Here is a 20,220-nt window from a genome sequence, read left to right on the forward strand (position 1 = left end):
CTGACCGTCGATGTAGACATACTTTCCACCCGTGGGAATGGTGATGCGGTAGCCTGTTGTCCCCAAATTGTCGTTATCAAACTGTCCTATGATGTCGGTGTCTAGATTTTTCGCAAGCGAATCTGCCTTATTTAACAACCGGAACTTGTAGTTGCCAATGCCTTCACCTTCAGTTTTTACCTCAACCTGGTAAGTACCGCTAGTAGTCAATACCAGTCGCCCATCGTTGCTATCGTAGTCGTAACGGCTGTCCTTATAATAACCATCAAACAGATTGCGTCCAGTTGGGTCGTAAATCCGCACGGCAAATTGATCCCCACCTAAACCATCATAGAACAACTGCTGTCCAGCTTCTCCAGTAAAGGTGTAAGTCTTGGAGCCGTCTACCGTGTTAATACTACCGCTAACTTCCTGCCCGAAAGAGATAGAAGTACCCGTCGAAGGAGAAATCGATGTAGTTTCAAGTGTCTTAATTTGTACTTGGTAGTTAGGGTCACTGCCGCCATTACCCTGCATTACCAGCAGATACTCCCCTTGATCCAGCGTTAAATCTTGGTTGTCATTGATGGATGCATAACTAACTAACTGTCCGTTCGATTTATACAGAATCCAATTGTTAGGGCTACTTCCCACCGTGCCACCCAGGTTGACTTTTTTCCTGCTACCACTAGGGATATTAAAGCGATAGAGAGTGCTGCCAATACCGCCGTTGTCAATTGTGCCTACAATATCTGTATCCAAGGCTTTTAATTGAGCATCTGCCTTGTTTAGAAAACGGAATTTGTAACTACCGGTTACATCATCACCGCCATCAATCACAACCTTGTAAGTGCCAGACATCCCCAAGGTCAAATTGTAGTCGGGTCCTCGGTCATAGCGATTGTCAGTTGAGTAAATTTCCTGTCCAGTGGGGTCGATTAAGTGGAGGGTAAAGTAGTCCCCACCCAAAGCATCGTAAAATAACTGCTGTCCAGCTTCTCCAGCAAAGGTGTAAGTGTGGTAACTGCCTTTTTTGGTGATAGTTTTGTCAACCGTCTCACCAGAAATAATAACCTGCGGCTGTGGTGTTTCAGGAGTTACCACTCGCACATTGTAGTTGGGGTCGCTGCTGCCATTACCCTGCATTACTAGCAGATACTCCCCTTCTTTTAACGTCAATCGACGGTCAGAGTTTATGCTGTTGCTAGTGACATATTGACCATTTGGCTCATACAGTAACCAGGTATTGCCACCACCTGTCTGACCGTCGATGTAAACGTACTTCCCTCCACTGGGGATATTAAAGCGATAGAGAGTGCTGCCAATACCGTCGTTGTCAATTGTGCCTATAATATCTGTATCCAAGGCTTTTAATTGAGCATCTGCCTTGTTGAGAAAACGGAATTTGTAGCTACCGATTACATCGTCGTCTCCATCAATCACAACCTTGTAAGTGCCAGACATCCCCAAGGTCAAACTGTAGTCGGGTCCTCGGTCATAGCGATTGTCAGTTGAGTAAATCTCCCGTCCAGCGGGGTCAATTAAGTGGAGGGTAAAGTAGTCCCCACCCAAAGCATCGTAAAATAACTGCTGTCCAGCTTCTCCAGCAAAGGTGTAAGTGTAGTAACTGCCTTTTTTGGTAATAGTTTTGTCAACCGTCTCACCAGAAATAATAACCTGCGGCTGTGGTGTTTCAGGAGTTACTACTCGCACGTTGTAGTTGGGGTCGCTGCTGCCATTACCCTGCATTACTAGCAGGTATTCCCCTTGTTTTAACGTCCCTCTCCAGTCATTGTTTATGCTGTTGCCAGTGACATATTGACCATTTGGCTCATACAGCAACCAGCTATTGCCACCACCTACCTGACCGTCGATGTAAACGTACTTCCCTCCATTGGGGATATTGAAGCGATAGAGGTGAGATTCTATACTATCGTTTTTGAATTGACCTATAATATCCGTGTCAAGGTTTTTCTCAGGTGCAGCCGCTTTATCTAAAAACTGGAATTTGTAACTGCCAATATCAGAACCGTTGCCATCGATGACAACCTTGTAAGTGCCAGACATCCCCAAGGTCAAATTATTGTCGGGTCCTCGGTCATAGCGATTGTCAGCACTATAAATTATATTATTAGTTGGGTCGTACAATGTGAGGGTAAAGTAGTCGCCACCCAAAGCATCATAGAATAGCTGCTGTCCAGCAGTACCTGTAAAGATATAAATATCCTGTTCACCCTTCTCGGAAATAGCACCGCTAACAATATGAGGATTATCGTTGCTGCCCAATGTTAATGGCTTAGTAATAATATCGGGAGTAACTATAGTAAACGAGTAGTCAACGGTACTGCTAAAAGCCGACTTGCCACGCAGTGCCAGGATATACTGCCCATCAGCTAGTAAATCTACTTCCATGTCATCAAAGTTGTCATTGGATGCAACTACTTGATTGCTGGCATTGTAGACTACCCAATCCAAACTACCGTCTTTACTCAGTTCATCAAAATACAGCTTTTGACCTTTATTGCCAGTAAAGCGGAATACATCGTCCTCTGAACCAGGGCTGAGTGAACCTTTAATTACAGTGTCAAAAGGCACAACAGGTACTAAATTGGAGTCAATGACGCTAAAGCCATAATTACCGACATAATCGCCTTGAGCATCGACTACAATGCGGTAATTGCCATCTTCAGTTAAAGTTAGCAACTGATTATTATCCCAGCGGAAGTCAGCCCCATTAATTACTTTTATATTACTGGGACTATAAACATCAAAGCGCCAGTTATAATAGTCACCAGAGTACTGAAGTGGGTCAAAATAAATGCGCTGTCCCTTAGTACCGCTAAAAGTAAACTCATCATTTTCACCAGGGATGCCAAAGAGTCCCAAAACAGTATCCCCCAAAACTAATACGGGTGGTGGTGTCCATTCAACCACACCAGTACTGGGATTAACTGTCATACCGTTCGGTCCGACAATTAAGCTGTAGGATAGTGGGTAATCTCCATCTGGGTCTACAGCATCAGCATCGTATTTGTATAGCTTGTTAATATATGCGTCAACTATTGGTGTTGTGGTAAAAATTGGCGGTCGATTCGGCGGTGTGTCAATTACTGATAAGATGTAATTTTGTAGCGTTACACCACCGCGACCGTCGCTAACTTCGACTACAATTGATTGATTGCCTTTATTACTGCTTAATGTATTCCAAGTAATTAATCCAGTATTCTCCTCAATGGTCATACCTTCTGGAGAAGTTAGCAGTTTATAAGTAACGCTGTCACCATTCGGGTCAGTTGCATTAACATCATAGCGGTATTCTTGACCACCAATTACCTCAACAACAGGTTTACTCTCAATCACCGGCTTGACATTCAATTGTGCCAGTACCACTACATCGTAAGTAAATTGTACGCCGTTGGGATTGTAAAATGCTAAAGAGCGGGAACCACTTTCTCCCTGAGGGTTGAGCTTACCGGATGCTACCAAGCTGGTAAAGTCATAGTAAGGAATGCCATCAGGTGTAACGCCATCTGGATTGCGTAAAATTACGCTGGGGTCTGATATATTCTTAACTGCCACTAATACAGGAACATCGACGCTGTAGGAACCGATATTGCGTACAGCAATGTCCGCATACAAGGTTTTGGTGTCAGCATTGAAGCTGCTGCGCTGATATTGAGCAGCGAGACTATTTGATACATCGACTAGGGTGTTGAAGTTGGGTGCTGCATTCGGACGAATTTCAGTTGCAAACTGCGTCTGAGTGGCAGCAACTGTTCCTGCGGGTGCCGCAACAAGGGCAAAGTCGGTAATTCTGACGCTGGTTGCGGTATCTTTATCGTCGTTAACCAAACGGAAGATTAACTGTGCTTCACCCGGTTTAACTCCAACCAAATTCAAGCTAACCGTCTTTGTGGTAGGATTATACGTAGCACCCGCACCATTACCCACAGGTTCCCCTTCGGTGAGGTTGAAGAATGCATCTCTACCCTTACCAATAGCATGGACGAGGGAAATACCGTTGGCATCGACTAAGGCAACTTCAAATGCATCGTTGATGAATTTGGTATCGCTTAAATCAAAGCTGGGGTCAATTTTGAAGGTAAGAATGGAAGGTGTTACGGGGATAGTTAACCCAAAATTACGTTTTGGTGAGAAGTTGGTTTGTTCGCTGAGGGTAATTTGACTGCCAATAATAATATTTTGGGTTGCTTTCAAACCACCCGCATCGGTCGCAGTAATGGCAATGTTAAATAAACCAAGTTGATTTTGATTCGGTGTTCCGGTAATAGTTGCAGTCCCGTTACCATTGTCGGTAAATGTCAACCAAGTAGGCAATCCAACTGCGTTGAGGGTGCGGATATCGCCAGCATCGGGGTCTGTGGTCGTGATATTGTAGGTAAAGGTACTGCCAGATTCGACTGTGGTGTTATTGGGAGTACTCGTAAATATTGGAACTTCGTTGACATTGGTAATTGCGATCGCTTGGGTTTTATCTAAAATCAACCCGTTTTTATCGGTGCTTCTGATAATTACGGTATGTTGAGTATTTGTTTCAAAGTCGAGTAATGTACCGTTTGCAACTTGGAGTTTGTTATCAACAATCTGGAATCGTCCACCAGCGTTATCAATTAGTGTATAGGTATGGGTATCCCCACTGTCGGGGTCGATACTGCTCAATTCCCCAATTACCGTACCAACAGCGCTATTTTCGGCAACGGTATTGTGAGTCAGGTTGATTGCGGTGGGTGCACTAAAGCGGTAAATTATTGTGGAGAAGCTGCTTGTATTGCCTGCAATATCGGTAGCACGAACGGTGAAGGTATTATTGCCAGCAGCTAAAGATACGTTGGTGAAGTTGTATTTTCCGGTGTTGTCCGCTGTCACCGTTAATGGTGTACCATTTTGCCCAAGGACTGGAGAAGTTGCACCGTTTGCACCTGTTTGTTCTAAAATTAGGATTGCACCTGGTTCGGTTAATCCAGTTAGCGTGACTGTATTGAATTTGGTTTTATTATCACCAATAGTACCCGAATCTGAAGCTGCATCAAGGTTGAAAGTGGGTTGGGCAATGTTGGTATCTAGAGTAAAGGTAAAGCTAAAAGCATTTGAAGTATTGCCGTAAGAGTCGGATGCAATCAGACGTAAGGTATGGGCACCATCTGGAATTCTACCACCGTAAATTGCTTCTAATGTGGTGCGATTGAAGTTGAAGCTACCATCGGTGTTTAATTGGGCAAATACATCAACAAAATTGGCAGCAGTTTGGTTGTTGAATCCTGCTTTAAACGAAGCAATCGAACTCGTATCGGTGACAAAACCAGTTATTGAAGGGTCATAGGTAATGCGATCACGAAGTGACTCCGAAGGAGTATCGCTTAATTTCTCATCATTCGGATTACTATTAATTGTACCGCTTGGTGCTGTATCGTTCTTCAATCCAGCAGTAATAAGGGGTGCAATGGTATCGTTATTAATAGTAACGTTATATGAAATCGTCTTGACATTACCTGCAATATCGGTAGCGACAAGGGTAAGAACGTGACTACCTGATGTGAGTGCAGTTAAATCGAGTTGTTGGTTGAAATTATTAGCGTTGTCGAGAGTTACAGAAACTTCAGAAGAATTATCAAAACGATAACTCAAAGATGCAATTCCACTTCCCGTACCATCTACATTACCAATGAGTTTTGCACCTGTAGTGAGTGGTGCATTATCAATCGGTGTAGTAAGGTTGAGTTGGGGTAAAGTGCGATCGATAATTAATTGTATCGGTGTTGAAATACTGCTAACGTTACCTGCAATATCAGTTGCTTGAGCATTTAAATTATATGTTCCATCGGTCAAGTCGCTGGTAACGATTTGCCATATTCCGTCCGCATTAGTTGTTGCTTCTCCAACTACATTACCATTATTGAAGAGTTGGACTGTTGAATTAGCTTCAGCGTTACCCGTGATGGTGGGAGTATTGAAATTGGTAATATTGTCTGTAGCACTTACCCCACTATCAATACTTGCTGGTAAATCTAAATTGGTTGGTGCGGGTGTGGTGGTATCGAGGGTAAAAGTATATTCTTTTGTTGGGGATGTGTTACCAAATTCGTCTTTAGCAACGAGACGCAGGGTATATGTACCGTCGGGAATCAAATTATTCGAGCTATTTCCAGAATTTGTAGCGTTATAAATAGCAGCAAGTGCAGAATTGTCGAGTGTAAAACTGCCGTTGGGTTGAATTTGTGCGGTAATATCGACAAAGCTGTTGATTGCAGTATTATTCAATCCTGCTTTTAATTCAACAACTCGGTTTGCATCGCTGACTGTACCTGTAATTGCTGGATTATTCGTAATTCTATCGCTGTTTGTGGCATTACCCGGAGCAGTATCTCGCACCAAGGAAACAGTAATTATAGGTGCTTCAGTATCGATATTAACGGTAACGTTATATTGTTTAGTGAAGATATTACCCGCAACGTCGGTTGTGGTAACGGTAAGGATATGATTACCGTTTGGTAATCCAGTTAAATCAAGTTGTTGGTTAAATGCAGCATTTGTACCATTGCTGCTAACAATTAAAGGTACTTCGGTTCCCGAATTGAAGCGATAACTAATAGAAGCAATAGCACTTCCAGTCCCGTTAGCACTACCAACAAAACGCGCTCCTTGATTTAATGGTGTAGTATCTATAGGGGTAGTCAACGTCAAGGTTGGTGCAACCGAATCGATGGTGATGGTAAATGGTGTAGAGGGAGTGCTAACATTACCTGCAATATCGGATGCGATCGCACTCAGATTATAAATCCCATTAACAAGGTTATTTACATCAATCTGCCATATTCCCGAAGCCGAAACTGTTGAAAGTCCAATTAAGAGTCCGTCAGCATTATTAATAAGTTTGACGGTTGCACCAATTTCGGCATTTCCTGTAATCGTCGGTGATGCATTCTTGGTAATATTATCTGCGTTACTTACCCCTGTGTCTTTGCTTGCAGGTAAATCGAGATTACTTGGTGTTGGTGTTACAGTATCTAAGGTAAAGCTGAAGCTATATACATCAGACTGGTTTCCAAATTCGTCTTTTGCAATCAATTTTAAAGTACGTACACCATCTGGAAGTGTTCCTCCGTTTGTTCCATTTCCAGAATTTACTCCAGCACTATAGATAGTTTCTAATTGAGTACGAGTCAAACTAAATGTACCGTCGGTGTTGCGTTGTGGCAGAACGTTGATAAAATTAGCAACGGGGGTATTATCAAATCCAGCTTTAAACTCTGCGACTTGACTTGCATCGACAACGCTACCAATAATACTTGGGTCAAAGGTGATTTTATCAAGGTTTGTTGCACCGTTAGCTGCGGTATCTCTTACCAATGCTGCCATAATTACTGGTGCAGCAATATCGAGATTGATGGTGACGTTGTATTGGTTCGTGAGAATATTGCCAGCTGTATCGATTGCGGTAATTGTCAGGGTATGATTGCCGTTACCAAGTCCAGTAAAGTCGAGATTTTGGTCAAATGTTCCAGCTGCATTGAAATTAACGGGTATTTCTGTTCCTAAATTGAAGCGATAGGAAAAAGCAGTTAGGGGACTTCCCGTACCGTTGATATTACCAGTTAGTTTTGCTCCCGGTTGTAGGGGAGATGATTCTATTGGTGTTGTTAAGGTTAATTGGGGTAACAGAGTATCGATGGTAATACCGATTGGTGTAGAGGTACTGGTATTTCCTGCGATATCTGATGCGATCGCACTCAATGATTTTACACCGTCGGTTAACTCGGATGTGGTAATTTGCCAGATTCCCGAAGTCCCAACGGTAGTTTGTCCAACTACTTGAGTACCATTGAACAATTGTACACTTGCACCAAATTCACCGTTACCTGTAATTGTGGGAGTCAGATCGTTGGTAATGCGATCGCTTTGACTAATTCCCGTATCGCTGGAAACTACTAAGCTGAGTATTGGTGTTGGTGTGGTGGTGTCTAGCGTAAAAGTAAATTCATAATTACCAGAAACGTTTCCGTAATTGTCTTTGGCTACTAATTTTAAGGTATGCTGACCATCTGGAAGCACCGCAGCACTAGTTCCACCATTTATTGAAGCACTATAAATTGTATTTAATAAAGTGCGGTCAAATGTAAAACTGCCGTTACTGTTGCGATAGGGTAAAACATTTACAAAGTTAGCTGCGATCGCGTTGTTAAAACCAGCTTTGAATTCAACAACATTACTTGCATCAATAACTGTACCCGTGATAGTAGGGTCAAATGTTATTTTATCAGTATTGGTTACACCAAAAGTTGCAGTATCGCGTTGTAGAGAAGCTGCAATTACAGGTGCGTTCTGGTCTAATGCGACTGTAACATTATATTGCGTTGTCTTGATATTACCTGCGGTATCGGTAGCTATAATGCTGAGGGTATGGGAACCGTTGCTGATTCCTGTAAAATCTATATTGGAGTCGAATACTCCGGTAAAGCTAAAAGGTAAAGCAATTTCTGCGTTATTATCGAAGCGATATTGTAATGCGATGATAGAACTACCCGTACCATCTACATTACCCGTTAATTTCGCATTTTGTTGCAACGGTTGGGTATTGATGGGAGTAGTAAGGGTAATTTGTGGTAAAGCAGAATCGATAATTACTTGTAGTGGTGGGGAAGAAGTACTAACATTACCTGCAATATCAGTTGCTTGAGCGCTCAAATTATATGTACCATTGGCAAGGTTATTGGTTGTAATTTGCCACTTTCCATCACTTCCAGTTGTTGCTTGTCCGACTATTTGTCCTGCATTGAAGAGTTGGACGGTTGTATTCGCATCAGCGTTTCCTGTAATTATAGGTGTAGTAACTTTGGTAATATTATCAACGTTGGAAATACCACTATCGCTTGGAGTCGCTAAATCTAGGTTACTCGGTGGATTAATTTGGGTATCGACGGTAACGGTGTATTGAGTAGAAGGTGCGCTAATATTTCCTGCTGTATCAGTTGAAGTTGCTGTAAATACATGGTTGGAGTTAGCTAAAGTTCCAAGTTGAACTTGCCATTCACCGTTTACAGATGCATTAGTTGTCCCAACTAATTGTCCATCTTTATATAACTTAACTGTAGAATTTGCCTCGGCTGTTCCGGCAATTATCGGGGTATTATTCTTAGTGATACCGTCGCTATTGGAAATACCTGTATCGGTTGCTGCGGTTAATTTTAATGTGGGTGATATTGGTGCTACTGTATCGATGGTAATGGAAAGCGGTTGTGATGCTGCGCTGACATTACCTGCGATATCAGTTGCTGTTGCAGTCAGGTTGTATGTACCGTTGGTAAGGGTACTGCTGGTTATTTGCCACTTGCCTGTAGAGTCAGCAGTTGAAGAACCTATAACTTGTCCCGAATTAGATAATTGTACCAATGCACCAGCATTAGCGTTGCCTGTGATCGCAGGAGCGGTATTATTGGTAATATTGTCGGTATCGCTTCTACCGCTATCGGTTGTTGCTGTTAAATCCAGATTACTTGGTGCTGGTTCAGTTGTGTCTAGCGTAAAGGTAAATTCGTAAACGCTGGTGGTATTGCCCGAAGCGTCTTTTGCTTGTAGTTTGAGGGTATGAGTACCGTCGGGAAGAGTACCACCGTAGATTTGTTCTAATTGCGATCGCGTTAATCTAAAACTACCATCAGCGTTGCGTTGTGCGAGAACGTTGGTAAAATTGGCTGTATTGTTCGAGTTAAATCCAGCTTTGAATTCAGCAATTGAACTTGTATCGGTGACGCTACCAATAATGGTGGGGTCAGAAGTTATTTTATCAGTATTGGTTGTGTTGTTGCGTGCGGTATCTTTTTCTAAAGAAGCGGCAATTACAGGTGCAATAAAATCGGGTGCGGTATCGGCAGCATAAGTTACCGTTGCTTGCCCGTTGAAGGTAATATTACCTTTAGCATTAATCGAACCATAGAGGGTGGAGTTACCGTTGAAGGTAAAATCTCCAGCACTAATAAATGTACCCCTTGTATCGGATGCACCACTCCATGTAATGCTACCTTGCGATACTACCTGCATCTTGTTACTCGAATTGAGGTTTTTGCTAGCACCGTTGAAGGTAATACTACCACTGTTGCTGCCGTTGGCAATTGTTGTCACACCTTCAAATCGTGCATTGCCTGCCATAGTTATGGAATTAGAGGCAAATACTGCAATATCGAGTGTTTGCGCTCGTGCCATGTCAATACTACCATTATTGGCAACCAACATCACGTTGTTGAGGGTGTGATTATTGCCTTTAAAGGTGATATCTCCGCTATCTACGGTGATGACGTAGTTGTTGATGGTAACACCGTTGGGTATTTCCAATCCTCCACCAATGACTCTGACTGCGGTTGGATTGCTTTGTGTACCCGCACTTGGAAACTTAGCATTCCAATCATTGGCATTTTTAATCGGGTTTTGGGAAATATTGAAGGTGACGGTGGGTGTCCCGACCGCAATTCTGCGATTAAGTTCTTGTTGTTTTAAATCTGTATATGCAGGTACGTTAATTGTTTGCAGGGGGATAACCGGGGGTGGAATTAATCCTGCATATTGGTTGCTTGGCCCGTTGGCAACGGTGTAACCTGATGATACGGCAACGGCATTGTTGATGAGGATAGGTTTGCCACTAGCATCGAGGATGGGATTTCCAGATGCGTTGCGCTGTACGGGTAAGGTAATGTTACCGTTGATTGTAAACCCTTTGGCAGCATATATAAGGGCATCGTCGTCTTTGTCGAGGGGATTCCCGTCTAAGTCTCCACCACCGTTGAATCTAACTGTACTTTCGGTGCGGATGGCAAAATTGGGGATTGGGGGAGTTATGCTGTTAGCTGCGAATAGTGCAGATTTAGGATTTCCTGTCAAGGGGTCGGTTTCGGTTGCACCTAATAATGGGGTGTTTTGTTTGTTCCCGGTGAGTTTGTCAGTGTTTTTGTTATTGGTACTTGTTGATTGGGTGACAGGGAGAAGGTTCGGTTGCGTGAATACCGATGGTTGTTCAAGGGCTTTAACTACAGCAGTTTGGTCGGTTTTAGAGTCTGACGATTTGGTATCGTCGTTGAGGGGTGCAAATGGGTCGTAGTTACCGCTATTTTTATCTTTAGATTGGGTAATACCAAGTGGGGAAGGACTATCGGTTAATGGTTTGACAAGGGTTGCGTCGTCAATAAGTGAGTTACCAAATACACCATCATTGTTAGGTGTGTTGTTGTTAAATGCATCCTTGTTCGCCATTTTTAGTTCCCCTTTACAATAAGTTATTAAATGTTTTTATTTTTTTTAGACAAAATTTATTGCGTTCGATTATCCAGTTGTAGTTAAGTCTGGGTATTTAATAATTAAGGTTTGGTTTTCCAGCTAAGAATAAGCAGGAATTTATTGATTATTTGGTTGCTGCTGGTAATTACAAACTTTGGATTTTTGTTATCGCTAGCCAATGTTTGCTGATTCAAAAGATATCAAGATAGCTATTAGCTATGTTGTTTTTTAGCTAATAGCTATGTGTTTGATTCAGAAGGAATAAGTTTAATTCTTAAACTGAAACAAGCAAAGGTATGAGGCATAATGCCCATAGACTAAACCATTCGAGATATCTTACCTCTAGCTTCGTTTAGGAGACTCCATTCATAACGAATAGGTTAGTTTCACTTTCGCTTTCAGTCTGTGACATTTCTTGATAGGCTTCAATCTGTGGCATTTCTTGGTAGCTTGACATTTGCGGCATTTCTTGATAATTAACTGCTGTATTTTGTGCTAGGAAGTGGTTGTTGATAATTTCGTTAAATGCAGTAAAGTCGGTTTGCCAATTGGCGATAATTTCGTGCATGTAGGCAATTTTTTCTGCTGCACTTTCACCGTTAACAACATAACTAAAACTGCCGCTAAACATGACAATGGGTACGGTGGCTTCATCCTCTTCTTTACGCATTGCAGCTTCGGCAATATTTAGATAGAATGGCGAACGTTCCCTGTCGAATACTAAGTTGATAGAAGCACGTACTGGTGAAAAACCTATTGTTTGCCAGGATGCATTTGCTAGGAAGTTTGATGCGATATATCTTGACGCTGCATCTTTGCCTTCTGGAAATGATAGAAAGCCACGAATATTAACTCCAATTGCTTCGTATTCGAGGTTGGAAAGCATTTGGATATATTTGCTTGCTATTACGGGAATTTTCAGTTGATCGGGGGTTTTACCTGCCATTGCTTCTGAGAAAACAACGCGGTTTCCTTCTCCAACTATGACGATATTTTCTTCAAGTTCTATGCGTGAAAAGTTTTTGGAATTGACTGGTCCAGAAGCAAGTTTGATTTCCCCTTCAATAATTCCTGCACCACTAAAGAAGTCTAAATTGATGGTTGATGTTGCTGGTTTTTTGGTCGCTGCGACAATATCAAGATTTAAACCAGCTAATTGTTGATTCATAATTTTCCTTTATTTGATAGATGCTTTTTGCTGTTGCTTAAATTAGCTATTGGTTAAGTGGCACGCTAATTTTTACCGGATAGTCAAATATCCGGTTTAACGAAGAAGGCAGAGGGCACTTGATCTGGAGGGGAGAATTATTTTTCTCCTCTGCTATTCCGGTGTCTAAATCCCCGCTCATTCATTTATGAAAAGCTTCATAAAAGAGGTATTTTGAGACGCGCAGCGCAAAAAATACAGCGTCCTTATCAAATCCCTTAAATTTATTTATGGGGATTACCTCCAGCTCAAGTGCCTTCCTCCTCCTGCCTCCTTAATATTTCTGGTGTTTGGCATTCAAACCACAATTTGAGTAACAGTCCTGCCTTGATAACTTTGCTTTTTCTGCTTAACTATTTTTAATCTATTTGAGTAATAAATACTAATGTTATTTCTACCTAACTTTGTCTGGGGTTGATTTTCAGTGTATGTGTAGTTTTTAATGATGATTTTATGAGTGCTTCATAAAGTTAAAATATGTACTTGCCCCTTTTTCTTTGCTTTTGTTGCCAATTGTCGGATTTGGGCGTAGTACACCATTGATCGGTAATGTAATTATTAATACCTTTTAGAAATATTACTGTTTTTTACTGATTATTGGTGCGTTGTTTAGGTTATTCATCTGAAAAGCTATTATAGGGCTTTACAAGCAGGCAGGACTGCCTGGGACGACTGCTTACAAAGAGTCTCAAATTTTACTTACGTACTAGAATAAGAAGCCTTTGGGAAATATTTTTTTGGTTAAGATGCGTTTTTCCGGGCGTGAGTATCAAGGAGAAAACAAGTAGTTGCGTTGTCGCCCCTTGAAGATTCGGCGGTTAACGTGTGAAGAATACTTACAGCAGGTAATTCCGTAACCGTTCAGGGGGTGGTTAGGCGATCATCAATTAGAGAGACCAAAATCTGGTAAGGCGATCGCTCTTTTTCACGCAATAAATATAGCCAACTCGTTAGTAATAATTATCCGTGTGGCTAAAGCATCAGTAATAAATTTGCTCTAAAAGGGGAAAGTAAGTTGTTGAAGTCAGATTTATGAAGTTGACAGACTGGCCTGCTTTGGCTGACCAAAATACTGCAATCGTGGCTTTGGAGTATCATACGCCTGACAGAATGCAGGTATTGCAGCAGTTTTACTATTGGGGTGAAGAGCGTTCTTTGTCAGTCTTTGTCTGGAATCCTGGTTACTGTGGACTACAGAAATTAATTCACCATCAAGGTCAGTACATCTTACAGTCAACTGACAAGGGTAAAGATGGGGACATTATTCAGTATCTTCTGGAGGAATATCAACCAGGCATTTATTTACTGGAGGGAGTGCTAAATGAGGGTGATGGTAGCAAAATAAGTCAAAGATGTAGCTATCAATTACTCAATGCCTGTCATCAAGCTCTCTGGAGTCAGCAACATCATTACTGGGTGTTATTGGAAACTTACGTTCAACTATCTTTAGAATTACAGCCTTTTATTCCTGTGCTATCAAATCCACTTCCAGACCAACAGCAGGTGCAGATGGTTGTGGAGCAGTTTTGTGATGCCTGGGTTGGAAGTAGCCATCATCGCCTTCAGCAGTTTGCGGAGTGCGATCTGCTGAAAGCAGCAGCGCTTCGCTATCGCGATCGCCCCACCATAGGCGATCGCAATTCTTGGTTAAAGACAACAGAAAAAACATCAGCACTGCAATTGCTCTTTCGTGCCTGTCAGGGTTTACCCATAGGCGAGATAAATATGCTATTACAGCAATGTCTGGGTTTTGCAGAGCAGCTTGAAGAAATCGCCCAATTAGTGCTAGAATATAAAATTAGCAAACTGCGGGGTCGGGGTTTAGAATACATTGCTCAACCGGATGTACCTTCAGCCGGGGGATTAGATTTGCTGGAGAAAAGGTTGGAAACTATTACCTGTCTACTTCAACCTAAAGCAAAGCAATATGGATTGAAGTTTCCCATTGGGATGCTCTTATGGGGGCCACCAGGTACTGGTAAAAGTCTTTCTGCCAAGTTAGCAGCTAAGAAAATGGGATTGCCACTGTTAGCAGCTAATTGGGGTGTACTACTGGGTGATCCTCATCCCGACAGAGCATTAAAGGAGTTTATTGCTTTGGTGACTTCTCTTGCTCCCTGTGTACTCTACTGGGATGACTTTGATAAAGGCTTTGCTGGCTGGGATTCCAATGCAGATGGAGGTGTGGCACGGCGTTTATCTGCTACTTTACTAACTTGGATGCAAGAGCATCAAGAGCCAGTTTATACCATTGCTACTGTCAATCGCTTGTCAATGCTACCTGCGGAGTTAGTTCGCCGTTTTGATGATATCTTTTTTGTGGATTTACCCCATGAAGGGGCAAGATATGAAGTTTTCAATCTACATCTAGCCAAGTATTTTCCAGCATTTCGAGACAATAACTCACCTTGGAGCGATGACCAATGGCGTAGACTGTTGGCTGAATATCGCATTTGCACTCCAGCAGAAATTGGTAATGCAGTCCGTCGTTGTGCTGAAGAGGCTTTTTATCAAGGTAAACCTGGGGAAATTGAGTTTGAGGATTTGCTGAAACAGCGACAAGAATTTACACCAGCTATGGAGCGAGAGTCAGAACAGATACAAGCAATCCGCAATCAGGCTATTTATGCTAAACCTGTGGCTAGTCAGGATGTTTCTCGATTTGCTTATCAGCACCGGGAGTTATTTGGGTGACCAATTTGGCGACAAAAGAATGGGGAGAGGCTCGTCCCCCACAAAAAATTAGGTGGCTTCTCGATTCGCGATCTGCGCCTCTCCCCATTTTTTCAAGCCTAGCCTCGGTGAGTCGAATGTAATTTTTGAAATTCAGGTTGTGTCGTATTTCAAAATACGACATTTATTAAAATTCTCAAACTTATGTTTGTCGTATTTTAAAATCCGACAAATAATTGATATACTGCGACTAAGCTTGAGTAATTTTTATGAAACAGATAGTTCTCGCGCTCCTGGCTAATGCTGGTGGAGTAGGTAAGTCTACCATTAGCACACATATTGCCTATGAAGTAAGTAAGCGGGGTTATACAGTAGCTATGTTAGATTTAGACCCCCAACGTTCATTGGACGTTTTTTGTGGTTTGTCACCAGCCGAAGCAAATTTAACTACAGTAGAGTTATTTTCTAAGGATTTTAAAGGTGATTGGTCATTAGTACCAGTTTGGGATTCCAAAGTTGAGGTGTGTCAAGGACATCCCTTGTTGGCTGAAATAGCTAATGAATTGGTAATCAGAAAACGTGGAGAATACAGTCTAGCGGACAAACTAAATAAATATTCATTACCTCATAACTTAATTATTTTGGACTGTCCTGCAACTTTGGGTATGCTAAATGTCAATGCTTTAGCTGCTGCTACTCATGTTTTAGTTCCAGTACAGTTAGAGATGAAAGCTATTTCTGGTTCGGCAGAGTTAGTTGAATGGTGTATTTCCACAAGTGACGAGTTACAACTTGAACCACGTCCACCAATTTTAGGGTTTGTTCCCAGTATGTATAACCCAGTAGTAGCTATGCACAGGCAATACCTGGCACAGTTACCTGCAATTGCTGAGAGATTAGGGATAAAGTTATATCCACAAATTCGGAGTTCTAACGAGTTTAAAAATGCTAGTGCCTATGGATTACCATTGCACAAGTATCGTCCCAAGCATCCTGCTTGCAAAGATTTCAAGTTAATTGTTGATGATGTAATTGCATTAATTAAGGAAAAATAATGGCAAAAGGATTACCGCAGATAGGTGATAAATTTAAAGGGGCAGTACAAAAAACTGATCAAGAACAGAGAATTACGGATTTGCAAGCTGAAGTAGAAAGGTTACGTGCATCGCAATCACCAGAATTAGAGACAGAAATCGCCAAACTGCGCGAACAATTGCAAACGCAAACAGGTGAGATTGCCATTGATACGGGTTTAATTGACCCTAATCCTAACCAGCCAAGACAAACAATTACACAAGAGTCTATTCAGGCAAAAGCGAGATTACTAAAAAAACATGGGCAGATTACACCAGTAATTTTAGTGGCTCAAGATAACGGTCGTTATATGCTCTTAGACGGACAGTTACGTTGGTCAGGAGCAAAGCTATTAGGATGGGAGACTATTCGGGCATTAATCGTACCTCAGCCACAAGATTTAGACCAATCTTCGTTATTGACTTTTTTAGGTTTTGAAGATTTAAATCCACTGGATAAGGCAGAAGCTATATTTAAAGAGATCACTAAATCAACTGGTTTAGAATTTGATGAGGTTACTACAAGTCTTGCTACTGTACTTAAGCGGCTTGAACGTAATAATCAAGTCAAGGAATTAACAAAATTATTAACTGCTACTAGTGAGGAGCAAGAACAAGGTTTAGAAGTACTTGGTGTGACTGGTGAGGAGCAAGCTTTATTTTTAGTGTTCTTAGAATTTGGGTTGAATCCTGCTTCTGTTAAGTCCAATCTTTTACCAATGTTATCTTTACCAGAAGATTTAAAAAAAGCAATTCGTCATCAAGAATTGAAAGGCGCTCACGCATTGGCATTAGCAACATTGTCATCAAAAATCTTGAAAATTTCCGAACAAGAGGCAGCTAGAGAACGAATAAAAGCAACAGAGCAGGTATTAAAATATTGTTTAACTGTACCTGAGACACGCGATTTAATTAAGGGTATTAAAGCTAAGTATTTAACATCAGAACAATCAGAATCGAAAGAAGTAAAAGTAATTATTCAAAAAATCAGTAGTGGATTATCTGAGATAACTTTAGCTAATGCTAGTCGTGAACAACTTCAATCTTTACAAGTAATCTTGTCACAGAAATTAGATGAAATTGGTAAGTTAATCGAATAAAACTTTTTTATTATTTGGAGTATGGTAGTTTTTTAAATTTGTTATTAACCTGAAAAACTACATTCAATCCGTAATAAATATTTTTTTGTACTAAAGAAGATGATCTGCGTAAATTAAAACATGCCGACAGGAAATAATATCATAAGGCGCTCTATCTAAGAGAAAATTTTGAATTCATATCATTGGATGCTCTACCCGATACCCCACACCCAGGATAACATCTGTCACGAGTCGGCACGTCTAGCAAATGCAGATTCTAAACTAAACGGCAAGCATCCAGGGTTAGCAGCTGCCCACGCCTCGGCCTCTGCAACCAGCATTTCGTCCCCTGAATCGAGGTAAAATTGCATTTTGGCAATTTGTTCCAGATGCGATCGCTCACTACCTGATATAATTCGTCCCACAATCATGCAGTATTGACGCACTTTAGCCCTAGCTTTAGTTAGAGCCATTAACCGCAGCTTTGTCACTCGCTTGAGTTGTTCGATTCTTGCGTCAGTATCGGCAGTTGCATCGCGACAAGATGCGTCCAGATAGGCGTTGTTGGCATTTTGTCGTAGTGGTTCTGATGTCCTAAGCGCGGGTGTCAAATCAGCCTCAGATGCGCCCAGATAGCCGTTAAGTGCAATTTCCTGTGATGAGGAAGGAACCACAGCAGGTGTCGAAACTACGTCCAGCCCGTTATCCTCGGCGAATGATAAGTTTTGTTTATCACTTTTTGGCGACTCGCCGGAGCTGTAAGAGTATATGAAATCCTGATTAGAAGTGAGTGAATTTGATTGTAAAATATTTGTAGTAACTGAATTCTCTAATTGATTGCTGAGTTGATTTAAATCATTTTCAGGACTATTAGAATAATTTATGAATTCAACATTTTCTGCTGACTGGGTTACACCTGAATCGGACTGACAAACCGAGGTTTGTTCAACTACCTCTGCTGGCTCCAGCCCTTGGGGGGCTGTAGCAGCAGGAGGTAGACATAAAACCTTCATATAGGGGGAATGTCCGTATCTTTCCGTCTGGTAAGGGTTTTGGGCTTTTTGATTTGTTTCCGGGGTTAAGAAGTTGTCTATATGCCCGTAATTGCTTTTTTCTGCCCAAGGATCTGCTATATAACTATTGGGATGCCATAAGTATTTATGCTTGTGCAGTGTTTCAAGGCTTAGTGTTTTGTTAAACTGACGCTTGTATTCTCCACTAATCGCTTTTGACCGTTCTGTGGACTGACATGGCAGTCCTTCTCCCCACTCCAAGGCGTTAACTGCCCAACGGATGCGTCGCTGGGCTGACTGGCTACGATGATTATTTTGCGCTTGACGCCGATCAAACGGGATTACGTTGTCTTTGGGTTTTTTGGCTAGTCTACCAAAATCTCTCAGGGCTTCGGCAAATGTAGCACTAAATGTCCCCAATAGGCGTTCTGGATAACTGGCATAGGGGGTGTACCATTTGTGCCGAATTGTGCATTCTACCCAATGTCTCACTCGGGTTTCGATTTCGTGTTGGTGTCGGCAATATTGCGTGTAACCAGAGGCGTTAATTGCGGTGGAGAGGCAAAATTCGACTAATTTATCACCCTCTAAGTCTAAAAAGACGATTCCGTAGCCCACGAAGATTTGTAGGAGGGTGTTTGTTTGTCCTCGTCCCGTCCAACCTGTGGCGATGATTTCTTCCCAGTTGGCTCGCCATTCTTCTACGTTGGCGGAGGCTTTTTTATGATATCTTTCGCGGTTGTGGCGCAATCTTGCTTTTTTGCAGGCGTATTTAAGTTTTGTTAAGTCTTGGCGACGTGCTGCAAAATCGCAATGGTTGAGGAAGATGGAAACGTCGTCACTAATCGGTTGCAGGTCGTTGTTGAGCAATAAGGCACCGCTACCGGGTTGCATGGGGCAGCGGATGGCATTGTAGTTTATTATGCAATTTTCCGCCCAAGGTTTAACGTTGGGGAAGATTTCTAAATGCCCTTTGCGGATTATGAAACCTGCGTCTTTTAGGGTTTGCTCGATGGCACAGGCTAGGTTGAAGGTGGGCAGTAGGGAGGTAAAGGTTATTATCAGGTGGTAGCCACCACTAAAGCTGGATTGGATGGGGACAATATCGACTATGCCGATGTCTTCTAGGGCGCCTTTTATGCGCTTTATGGATTCATAGTTGTGGTAGTCGCCGCCAAAGTCGAGGTCTATTGTGGCGTAAAGGGTTTCGGAACCAAAGCGAACACCTACTAGCTGCTTATTATCCGCGTGCAAACTCCACAGTTGCGATGCCTGGAGGTAATAGTTGATGGTACTCCACGCTGGTTTGGAAACTATTGTGGGTACTGGGGCAACTATGGCACTAAATGGATGCCAGAAATATTTAATATATCGCTGCCCCACTGGGTCGGCTGGCAGGTGGGGTTTGATTTTGGTTTTGGAAAAATTTGTCCGATTTGATTTGGCAAAATCGTCTAAGTTTTCTGGTAGATACATAACTGGCTTTCCCTCGATGGACTGTGAATGTTCATCGGGTAGCCGCTAGTCGGCATTGAGCCTCCATGTATGTAAAAAGCTGCTGTTCGGCTTTGAAAAGCCTGATATGAGCGTTTGAGCGTTGTTGTTCGCGGTTCTTTTAGAGTAAGAAAGCACGCAGCAAATTCTCAAAATCTTGTCGCACAGGGGCTTGGGAACCTAAGCAGGATTTTACAGCTATTTGGGTTTAATGCCGAAAGAGTTGGTTAACAAGAGATTCATAGCCTAGAATGAAATCAAAATTGAATTTATTTCTTTAGGACGGGTTGGATAGCCCGCCTAGCGTACTGAGACGACTGGAAATCGTCTCGCGGTCTTTCATTCTTAGGCTATAAGTCTTTGTTAAGACCAAGCACCTAGCGGACTACCCAGCTTTTTTTTGGGAGTTGCGGCACTTC

Annotated in this window: 6 protein-coding genes; 3 read left to right on the plus strand and 3 right to left on the minus strand. The window is 42.1% G+C overall.

What is annotated here, in order from left to right; genetic code table 11:
* Positions 1-11,238, minus strand: an 11,238-nt coding sequence (locus tag OGM63_RS26875) for an Ig-like domain-containing protein (protein ID WP_263748779.1), incomplete at its 3' end; no start/stop codon positions are given.
* 376 nt (positions 11,239-11,614) lie between these two features.
* On the minus strand, positions 11,615-12,430 hold the full coding sequence (locus OGM63_RS26880; RefSeq protein ID WP_263748780.1) for a hypothetical protein: 816 nt from the start codon (positions 12,428-12,430) through the stop codon (positions 11,615-11,617).
* 1,071 nt (positions 12,431-13,501) lie between these two features.
* Between OGM63_RS26880 and OGM63_RS26885 the strand changes: the two genes are divergently transcribed.
* From OGM63_RS26885 to OGM63_RS26895, 3 genes are all read left to right on the plus strand, one after another.
* On the plus strand, positions 13,502-15,163 hold the full coding sequence (locus OGM63_RS26885; protein WP_263748781.1) for an ATP-binding protein: 1,662 nt from the start codon (positions 13,502-13,504) through the stop codon (positions 15,161-15,163).
* Positions 15,164-15,411: 248 nt separating this feature from the next.
* Positions 15,412-16,197 carry a ParA family protein gene (locus tag OGM63_RS26890; protein ID WP_263748782.1) on the plus strand — a complete coding sequence of 262 codons (786 nt, stop codon included), beginning with the start codon at positions 15,412-15,414 and terminating at the stop codon, positions 16,195-16,197.
* Positions 16,197-17,315, plus strand: a complete 1,119-nt coding sequence (locus OGM63_RS26895) for a ParB/RepB/Spo0J family partition protein (protein ID WP_263748784.1) — start codon at positions 16,197-16,199, stop codon at positions 17,313-17,315. Before OGM63_RS26890 ends, OGM63_RS26895 begins: the two co-directional genes overlap by 1 nt.
* 224 nt (positions 17,316-17,539) lie before the next feature.
* Here the strand turns inward: OGM63_RS26895 and OGM63_RS26900 are convergent, their stop codons facing one another.
* The gene (locus OGM63_RS26900; RefSeq protein ID WP_263748786.1) at positions 17,540-19,783 is read right to left on the minus strand and encodes a hypothetical protein; all 2,244 of its coding nucleotides are present in this window, start codon (positions 19,781-19,783) and stop codon (positions 17,540-17,542) included.
* Positions 19,784-20,220 lie beyond the last annotated feature (437 nt).

The sequence above is a fragment of the Plectonema radiosum NIES-515 genome, assembly GCF_025753815.1.
In the GTDB taxonomy this organism is placed as follows: Bacteria; Cyanobacteriota; Cyanobacteriia; order Cyanobacteriales; family Nostocaceae; genus Hassallia; species Hassallia radiosum_A.